This window comes from Pseudoalteromonas sp. SR45-5, assembly GCF_014163565.1.
Classification (GTDB): domain Bacteria; phylum Pseudomonadota; class Gammaproteobacteria; order Enterobacterales; family Alteromonadaceae; genus Pseudoalteromonas; species Pseudoalteromonas distincta.
Genome location: NZ_JACJDN010000301.1, coordinates 1 through 4,793 on the forward strand (window position 1 = coordinate 1; position 4,793 = coordinate 4,793).

Annotated in this window: 10 protein-coding genes; 8 read left to right on the plus strand and 2 right to left on the minus strand. The window is 38.1% G+C overall.

Annotated features, from left to right (window positions below; genetic code table 11):
* Positions 1-1,111: class Ia ribonucleoside-diphosphate reductase subunit beta (gene nrdB, locus H5072_RS11945; RefSeq protein ID WP_259395929.1), on the plus strand; the 1,111-nt coding region annotated here is incomplete at its 5' end.
* Positions 1,111-1,383, plus strand: coding sequence for a class I ribonucleotide reductase maintenance protein YfaE (yfaE, locus tag H5072_RS11950; protein WP_039489790.1), 273 nt, complete (start codon positions 1,111-1,113; stop codon positions 1,381-1,383). The genes nrdB and yfaE, both read left to right, overlap by 1 nt.
* Before the next feature lie 35 nt (positions 1,384-1,418).
* On the opposite strand, the gene H5072_RS11955 is transcribed toward yfaE, so the two are convergent.
* A complete protein-coding gene (locus H5072_RS11955) occupies positions 1,419-2,006 on the minus strand; it encodes a DUF1287 domain-containing protein (RefSeq protein WP_024597260.1) in 588 nt (195 codons plus the stop codon).
* Positions 2,007-2,033: 27 nt separating this feature from the next.
* The gene (locus H5072_RS11960) at positions 2,034-2,507 is read right to left on the minus strand and encodes a hypothetical protein (RefSeq protein ID WP_182693640.1); all 474 of its coding nucleotides are present in this window, start codon (positions 2,505-2,507) and stop codon (positions 2,034-2,036) included.
* A gap of 293 nt (positions 2,508-2,800) precedes the next feature.
* On the opposite strand from H5072_RS11960, the gene H5072_RS21155 reads away from it, so the two are divergent.
* The 6 genes from H5072_RS21155 to H5072_RS21175 all read left to right on the plus strand — a co-directional run bounded on the left by H5072_RS21155 (position 2,801) and on the right by H5072_RS21175 (position 4,763).
* The gene (locus tag H5072_RS21155; protein WP_259395930.1) at positions 2,801-3,025 is read left to right on the plus strand and encodes a hypothetical protein; all 225 of its coding nucleotides are present in this window, start codon (positions 2,801-2,803) and stop codon (positions 3,023-3,025) included.
* Positions 3,026-3,053: 28 nt separating this feature from the next.
* Positions 3,054-3,209, plus strand: a complete 156-nt coding sequence (locus H5072_RS21160; protein WP_259395931.1) for a hypothetical protein — start codon at positions 3,054-3,056, stop codon at positions 3,207-3,209.
* 53 nt (positions 3,210-3,262) lie between these two features.
* A complete protein-coding gene (locus H5072_RS11970; protein ID WP_182693641.1) occupies positions 3,263-3,610 on the plus strand; it encodes a hypothetical protein in 348 nt (115 codons plus the stop codon).
* A 164-nt stretch (positions 3,611-3,774) separates the two neighbouring features.
* Complete coding sequence (locus H5072_RS21165; protein WP_259395032.1) at positions 3,775-4,134, plus strand: alpha/beta fold hydrolase; 360 nt, start codon at positions 3,775-3,777, stop codon at positions 4,132-4,134.
* Between the two features lie 96 nt (positions 4,135-4,230).
* Positions 4,231-4,629 (plus strand): hypothetical protein, encoded by a 399-nt coding sequence (locus tag H5072_RS21170; RefSeq protein ID WP_259395932.1) that lies wholly within the window; start codon positions 4,231-4,233, stop codon positions 4,627-4,629.
* The gene (locus tag H5072_RS21175; protein WP_259395030.1) at positions 4,602-4,763 is read left to right on the plus strand and encodes an alpha/beta fold hydrolase; all 162 of its coding nucleotides are present in this window, start codon (positions 4,602-4,604) and stop codon (positions 4,761-4,763) included. The genes H5072_RS21170 and H5072_RS21175 overlap by 28 nt, the downstream gene beginning before the upstream one ends.
* Positions 4,764-4,793 lie beyond the last annotated feature (30 nt).

Here is a 4,793-nt window from a genome sequence, read left to right on the forward strand (position 1 = left end):
CCGAAACCATAATAACCAAATGCAAGAGCCAATGTTTTTTGGCCAAACTGTAAACGTATCTCGTTACGACCAACAAAAATACCCAATTTTTGAAAAGTTAATTGAAAAGCAACTGTCTTTCTTTTGGCGTCCTGAGGAAGTAGATGTAAGTAAAGACCGTTTAGACTTTCAAGCATTACCAGATCACGAAAAGCATATATTTTTAAGCAACTTAAAATACCAAACACTGCTTGATAGTGTACAAGGACGTTCGCCAAACGTGGCTCTACTTCCAATTGTATCGCTACCAGAGCTTGAAACATGGATAGAAACGTGGGCGTTCAGTGAAACAATACACAGCCGCTCATACACGCATATTATCCGTAACGTAACACAAGCACCTGAGCTTATTTTTGATGACATTGTTAGCAACGATAAAATTAGCGAACGTGCTGATGCCGTAACTAAATACTACGATGACTTAATTAACTCTGTATCGCTTTACAACTTATACGGTGAAGGCAAACACGAGATTAACGGTAAAACAGTTATCATTAATTTATTTGAGCTTAAAAAGAAACTTTACCTGGCTATGATGTCGGTAAATATTCTTGAAGCGATTCGCTTTTACGTAAGCTTTGCATGTTCGTTTGCATTTGCTGAGCGCGAGCTAATGGAAGGTAACGCTAAAATCATCAAGCTAATTGCACGCGATGAAGCACTTCACCTTTCTGGTACTCAGCATATTTTAAACATCATGCAAGATGGTAAGGACGATCCAGAAATGGCGATTGTTGCTGCCCAGTGCCGCGACGAAGCAATTAAAATGTTTGTTGATGCTGCAGAGCAAGAAAAAGAGTGGGCCGAATACTTATTTAAAGATGGTTCGATGATTGGCTTAAATAAACATATTTTATGTCAGTACGTTGAATACATTACCAATGCACGTATGACTGCGATTGGCTTGCCAGCACAGTTTGAAAATAACAGTAACCCTATCCCGTGGATAAACTCGTGGTTAGTGTCTGATAACGTGCAAGTAGCACCACAAGAAGCAGAAATAAGCTCATACCTTGTTGGTCAGATAGACTCTCAAGTTGATGCATCAGAATTTGGTGATTTTGATTTATAATGAGTGACAAGTCTACTGCAAGCATAACGCTTGCAGAAAACAGCCAGTGTATAGAATTTATCGCTGGCTGCCCTTCTCTTCTACACTGCTTAGAATCCATGAAAATAGACGTCGCATTCCAATGCCGTGAAGGCTATTGCGGCGCTTGTAGAGCAACTTTAGTGTCAGGCAGTGTTGAGTATAACGAAGAGCCACTTGCGTTTGTACGCGAAGGCGAAATACTGTTGTGCTGCTGTAAACCCAATGGCAATGTAAGTATTGATCTGAAATAAAAATCAATACTTACATCTATCGTTTATTAAACTTATCAATAGTGTGGAACGAACCGGTAATGTCCGGTAATTTTATAATCAAAAAGCATATCGCTTTTTTGCGGACCACGCCCTATATTATGCACAATAAGTGGGTTACCCGTATCTTGAGATAACTCATTAATCACCATACCTATATGAGGTAAATTACCTGGTAACATCCACGTTACTATATCGCCGGTTTTATAATCACTCACTTTGTTGGATTCACTCAATACGTTTGCATGGCGCTCAAAGTAAGCTTGTAAATTTGGAACACGTCGGTGATCTATATTTTTATCAGGCTTAGTTAAGCCCCAAATACGTTTAGATGGATACAGCGCAAAGTTTTTTTGCATGTCTTCGTGCACGAGTTTCTGTAAATCAACACCTAACTTTCTATAACTTCTAATTATTACATCGGTGCACACACCTATATTTTTAGGTACATCCCCACCAGGGTAGCCAATAGAGCGATAAGCGCCGTCGTAAGTCACATCATGAGTTGTACGCTCAAGCAGAGCTGAAACAATATCTTCTTCAAACGATGCTGCATTACTATTAATACACGCTAAAGTAAGTAAACACCCAATAATTCTGTACATATAAACTCCTTTAAACCTAAAATTGAGTTACAGCGTTTGGGCTACGTGCCTAAGCACGTCTATTTTATTGCCTTTACTTGCAAATTGCGTATCCAGCGCATATGCCATTTTTTCAAGCGGAGCGTCGTTATATCCTACATGTTGGATTTCGCTAATGTAACGCATCATAAACGCGTCTGGACCAAGTTTAAGCCACTGCGCTACATGCACAAGCTCATGAAAATGAACCCTCAAATCTTTTGCAACCTCAGGAAGTAGATAATAGGTATTTTTATACGTGATACCTGCTGCATCCATATCTACAAAATCGCCTAAACCCATTTCTCGCAGACCCGCAAAGTCTGGCTTTGGTATTTGGTCTACAACAACGTAATACGCGTTTTTTAAAAACTCGGCAGGATAAAACCCATAAAATTCATTACTGAATTTATCACAACTCACTTTTTGACTACTGTATTTTAAATTTGTAGCGTCAATCCAATTTTCTATTTGTTCTAGCACAGCTCCTCTCCTAAAGTACAAATGCAACACACCATGTGTAAACCTTAATCTAATATTGTAGTAAATTTTTTAACCAGCACTTTTAGTATTAACACCTCGCAACTAGCGAAGAAAATAGAACACATAGAATATCTAAACACAAAGCTCTAAATCAAAATTATCATATAAGCATAACCGGTCTATAAACAGTAAAAACCTTTTTTATACTTTTTAAAGTGTTATTATTTGTAACTAAAACAGTAACACTTAGAATCATGTATAATTTTACTAATACACTCTTTCGCATGAAAATAATGCGTTTCAGTCCCATTGTCTTACTGAGCATATTAAGTAATACAGTAAATGCTGAAAGTATAAAACCGTTCACATCAGATGGCTGTAGTGCTTTTCCGTACGGCACCACAAAAGATAAAAAGTTGTGGCTTGAATGTTGTAAAGCGCACGACTACGCCTACTGGCAAGGTGGCACTTATTGGCAACGTTTAGAAGCAGATAAAGCCTTGCAACAGTGTTATTGAAGCCGGCGAAACGAGTATAGCGGACATTATGCTTGCTGGAGTTCGATTTGGTGGCAGCCCTTATATACCATCGACTTTCAGATGGGGCTATGGTTGGCCCTACCCTAGGTTATATCAAGCATTAACAACTGATGAAATTAAGCAAATTGCTGCTTTAAAAACGGTATTAATCCAAACCAATTAACACATTGTGAAAAACTGGGTTATGCAAATAATATCAAAAGGAATTGAATCACTATGCTTATACTGCTAAGTATCATTTTAACTTTGTTTCCAACGGTAATATCTTATTTTGTTTCACGTAATTACGCTAAAAAGGCTAAAGCGACTAATAAAGGTGCTTACATCAGAGCAGTGCTTTGGCCTAGTGTTTTCTCGTGGACACTATTTGCTGCTGTTGGGCACGGTGCAATCATCTTCCCCTTACCTTCAACGTTTGCGGTCGTGTTATATGTGTTTCTATATGACGAACGCGGTATCTATTTCCATCCTCACATATTTTTAAGCCCAACGATTCCAATAGCCGTTTATTTAATAAGCTATTTCAAATACAAAAAAGCGGTCAATAAAGAGCTAACGCCCTAGCCCACTGTTGGCTCATCAGTATCTTGTAAGGTCCAAAGCTGCACTTACTCCTGCTGTACACTTCTTTGCTGTGAAACTACAACGTTATTATCTGAATATAAATGTGTAAATAATAGGTCTGGTAAATAAATAAAGCGTCATTACCAAAAATAACGAGTTTACTAATGCACCTAGATATACAAAAAAGCCTTAAAGTAAAACCTGCTCACATCGTCTCATTTATTGTGTTTTTATTTGTTTCAATATCTACGTTTACCGCTCAAGTATATGCCGCTGATGCAGTATGGCCTTCAAAAACCACTTACAAATATGCAAATGTAAACGGTAAAAAGATATTTTACCGAGAAGCTGGCGCGCAGCATAAGCAAACCATTGTACTTTTACATGGGTACCCGTCGTCTTCACACAGCTACCGAGAATTGATCCCACTCTTATCAGGTCGTTATCATGTGATTGCACCTGATTATTTAGGCTCTGGTTATAGCGCACGCCCAAACCCAAAAACTCAAAAATATACTTTTTAATTTCTAGCTCAATACGTTGAAGGATTACTAACAACACTTAAAGTAAAGCGCTACAGCCTTTATATACACGACTTTGGAGCTCCTGTGGGCTTTAGAATGTTGTTAAATAACCCAAATAAACTTGATGCACTTATTGTACAAAATGGTAATGCGTATTTAGAGGGGCTAACCCTACCGAGGCAAGCCTTTTTTAAAGCCGCGAATGAGGACAAATCACAAGCGCAGAGTGATAAAATTTATTCGTTCACGTCTAATAAAGCCATTATTAATAAGCAATATTTACGAGACGTACAAAGTAACCCAGAAGTAATGAGCCCTAATAGCTGGACGCACGATCTTCACTTTTTACAAACTAAATCCGATAGAGTAATTCAAGTACAATTGCTACAAGATTACTACAATAACCTTCTCGACTACCCTAAATGGCAAGCTTATTTACGCAAGTACCAACCAGCAACATTAATTGTATGGGTAAAAACGACCCTGCGTTTATAGCCGCAGGCGCTAAAGCATATTTAAAAGATGTACCGAACGCTGAAATACATTTACTCGATTCAGGACACTTTAGTGTTGAAGAAAAACCAGTTGAGATTGCAAAGTACATTGTGAACTTTATGGATAAGCTATAAATAGCGGAAATAAAAAACGCTGAGGGTATA

Bases quoted from the DNA above. Each gene is read 5' to 3' on its own strand.
- yfaE (WP_039489790.1), top strand. From the start codon at position 1,111: ATGAGTGACAAGTCTACTGCAAGCATAACGCTTGCAGAAAACAGCCAG.
- H5072_RS11955 (WP_024597260.1), bottom strand. From the start codon at position 2,006: ATGTACAGAATTATTGGGTGTTTACTTACTTTAGCGTGTATTAATAGT.
- H5072_RS21155 (WP_259395930.1), top strand. From the start codon at position 2,801: ATGCGTTTCAGTCCCATTGTCTTACTGAGCATATTAAGTAATACAGTA.
- H5072_RS21160 (WP_259395931.1), top strand. From the start codon at position 3,054: ATGCTTGCTGGAGTTCGATTTGGTGGCAGCCCTTATATACCATCGACT.
- H5072_RS11970 (WP_182693641.1), top strand. From the start codon at position 3,263: ATGCTTATACTGCTAAGTATCATTTTAACTTTGTTTCCAACGGTAATA.
- H5072_RS21165 (WP_259395032.1), top strand. From the start codon at position 3,775: ATGCACCTAGATATACAAAAAAGCCTTAAAGTAAAACCTGCTCACATC.
- H5072_RS21170 (WP_259395932.1), top strand. From the start codon at position 4,231: ATGTTGTTAAATAACCCAAATAAACTTGATGCACTTATTGTACAAAAT.
- H5072_RS21175 (WP_259395030.1), top strand. From the start codon at position 4,602: ATGGGTAAAAACGACCCTGCGTTTATAGCCGCAGGCGCTAAAGCATAT.